The following is a 2,543-nucleotide window of genomic DNA, read 5'->3' on the forward strand; positions in this document are numbered from 1 at the left end:
CGGGTGTGGTGTCTGTCTGGGGGGACATGGGTGTCTCTCTGGTCGAGCGTGAGGTGGGTAGGCCGGTGCCGCCAGGGGGCTATGGGAGGTTGGGACACCGGCCATCTGTCGCACTGTACATGTCTATTTAGACATGTCAATTGTTACATGATGATGTTAGGGTGTGCACATGGCTTTGCGATTCGCGGTGCTCGGGCTGTTGGCTCGGCGTCCCTCTACCGGCTACGAGCTGACCCAGACCTTCGACCGGTCGCTGCGGAACTCCTGGCAGGCGCGGCACAGCCAGATCTACCCCGAACTGGCCAAGCTCGAGGCTGCCGACCTGGTGGAGGTGGTCGGCCACGGGCCACGCGGTAGCAAGACCTACGCGATCACCGAAGCCGGCCGCGCCGAGCTGCGGCAGTGGCTCGTGGAGGTGGAGCCTGACCGGTCCCAGCGCAGCGAGAGCGGGTTGCGGCTGTTCCTCACGCCGCTGCTGGGTTCGGCAGACAGGCAGACGACCTACGAGCGCGACCTCGCGCACGTCGAGCAGGAGCTCGCCGCCCTGGAGGAGCTGCGAGCCGAGATGCGAGCAGCGTCCGAGCCGGAAACGTTCGCCCCGCAGGTAGAGCTCGGCATCCGGATCAACACCGTGCTGCGGGACTGGCTGCGTGAGCAGAGTCAAGCATCCGCGGCCGCTGCGGGCGATGACTGAGCCCGCCGTGTGGACAGGGGCCGTCGGGCCGACCGGGCCGGTCGCGGCAACCGCTGTTCCGGCCCACTGCGGTCAACAGCTGGAAGGAAGGGCGTCGTGACCAGGGCGTACCGCGTGCAGGTGGTCGGTCAGTTCGCTGACCTGAGCCCCACTGTCCGCGCTCAGCTGCAAGCCGAGCAGGCGGAGCATGACCTATTGCTCGCGGCGTTCACCCCGGCCGGCACGTTCACCTACTCGCCCACGCTGACCCGGTTCACCCTGCGCTACCTCCTCGACATCTCGGAAAATTCCGCCGCGGAGGCCGACGACGCCGCCGAGGTGGAAGGCGAGCTCCTGGCGGCGCACTTCCTCGAGACGCGGGGCATCACTCACAAGCCGTTGACCGTGTCAGCCGTCTGCTTGGACGACGTCAATATCAAGCGCCGGCCGAAGAGGCCATGAGCGACCGGCTCTGCGCAGCAACAGCGTTCGAGCGTCCGAACAGCACCTGACCACAGCACGACACCCGTCGCAGGAGCGAGGGCTCTACCCGCCACCGGCCCCACCGAAACGGAGACCTAGCAATGACGAACCCCGCTGCGACAGAGCCGACCGAGCCGACCGAGCGACGGCACATCGGCCTGTTGCTCTTCGACGACGTTGAGGAGCTCGACGCCGTCGGACCTTGGGAGGTGCTGTCCTACTGGACCCTCCACTACCCGAAGGACGGCTGGAGCATCTCGTGCATCTCCCGCGACGGGCGGCCGGTCCTGGCCGCCAAGGGACTCACCCTCGGCGCGCACCACTCCTTCGACACGATGCCGGCACTCGACGTTCTCATCCATCCCGGCGGCCAAGGCACGCGCCCGTTGATGCGCGACTCAGACCACTTGGCGTGGATCCGCGGGCAGCGTGCCTCGGTCGAACTGATGGCCAGCGTGTGCACGGGCGCGTTGGTGTACTCCGCCGCAGGTCTCCTGGCCGGGCGTCCAGCCACCACTCACTGGGAGAACGTCGACCTGCTCACCGAGCTCGACCCGTCCATCCTGCTCCGCCCCGAAGCCCGCTTCGTCGATGACGGCGACCTCATCACCAGCGCCGGGGTGAGTGCCGGCATCGACATGGCGCTCCACTTGGTGGCCAGGCTCGCTGGTCGAGAGCGCGCCCGCGAGGTCCGCCGAGCCATCCAGTACGACCCCCAACCGCCGGTCTGAGCCGCTCCGTCCATCCCGGTCCAGGCAACACCGACGCGGGGCCGTCCCCTGAGGCGAGGCGCACCAGACATGACCGCGGTCGACAACGTCTCGCCCGTCGCCGGATACGCCGTTGGGTCGGAGGCCGAACCAGCATCCGTCACTGCCGCTTGAAGGTCCCCGATGGTCGCCGCGACCTTGGGGTAGCAGATCCGGTGAAGACCAGCCCACGCTTCCGGCGGTAGTCGCTCGGCGCGAGCTCGGAGTTCTGGTCAGGGGCCGGGTCAGGGTTGCGGCGACTTCGCTCGTCGCCTGCGTGCGGCCGGTGCCAGGCCAGCCAGGGTCGCAACGGCGATGGCAGCTAGTGCGAGCATCTCGGTGCGTCGCGGGCCGCCGGTGGTGCCGAGGTCCAGGTTCTCGCTCGGGTAGTCGATCATCTTGGCGGTGGAGCGCGCCGTGGTTGCTCCCTCGGCACCGGCGAGCTGCTCGAGCGCGCCGTCGAACCCAGCTCGGCCACTGGGGCCTGTGACGCCGGGACGCAGCGTCGCGTCGACGTCTGGTGCCTGCTGCTCTGAAAGCGTGAGCAGGCGGAGGCCGTGCGCCGTCTCGACGAGCCCGGTCGGGCTCACGGCGAGGGTGCGGGCGGCCGCGGAGCTGTACACCTCGAACACGCTGGC

General features: G+C 68.6%; 4 protein-coding genes. 3 read left to right on the top strand and 1 reads right to left on the bottom strand.

Going from position 1 to position 2,543, the window contains the following annotated elements; translation table 11 throughout:
* Positions 1-169: 169 nt before the first annotated feature.
* From ACXJKL_RS19170 to ACXJKL_RS19180, 3 genes are all read left to right on the top strand, one after another.
* Positions 170-694 (top strand): PadR family transcriptional regulator, encoded by a 525-nt coding sequence (locus ACXJKL_RS19170; protein WP_457208594.1) that lies wholly within the window; start codon positions 170-172, stop codon positions 692-694.
* A 96-nt stretch (positions 695-790) separates the two neighbouring features.
* A complete protein-coding gene (locus ACXJKL_RS19175) occupies positions 791-1,135 on the top strand; it encodes a DUF6204 family protein (RefSeq protein ID WP_457208595.1) in 345 nt (114 codons plus the stop codon).
* Positions 1,136-1,257: 122 nt separating this feature from the next.
* Positions 1,258-1,887, top strand: a complete 630-nt coding sequence (locus tag ACXJKL_RS19180) for a DJ-1/PfpI family protein (protein WP_457208596.1) — start codon at positions 1,258-1,260, stop codon at positions 1,885-1,887.
* 263 nt (positions 1,888-2,150) lie between these two features.
* Here the strand turns inward: ACXJKL_RS19180 and ACXJKL_RS19185 are convergent.
* A partial coding sequence (locus tag ACXJKL_RS19185; RefSeq protein WP_457208597.1) for a hypothetical protein occupies positions 2,151-2,543 on the bottom strand: 393 nt, incomplete at its 5' end.

This window comes from Nocardioides sp. P5_C9_2, assembly GCF_054049555.1.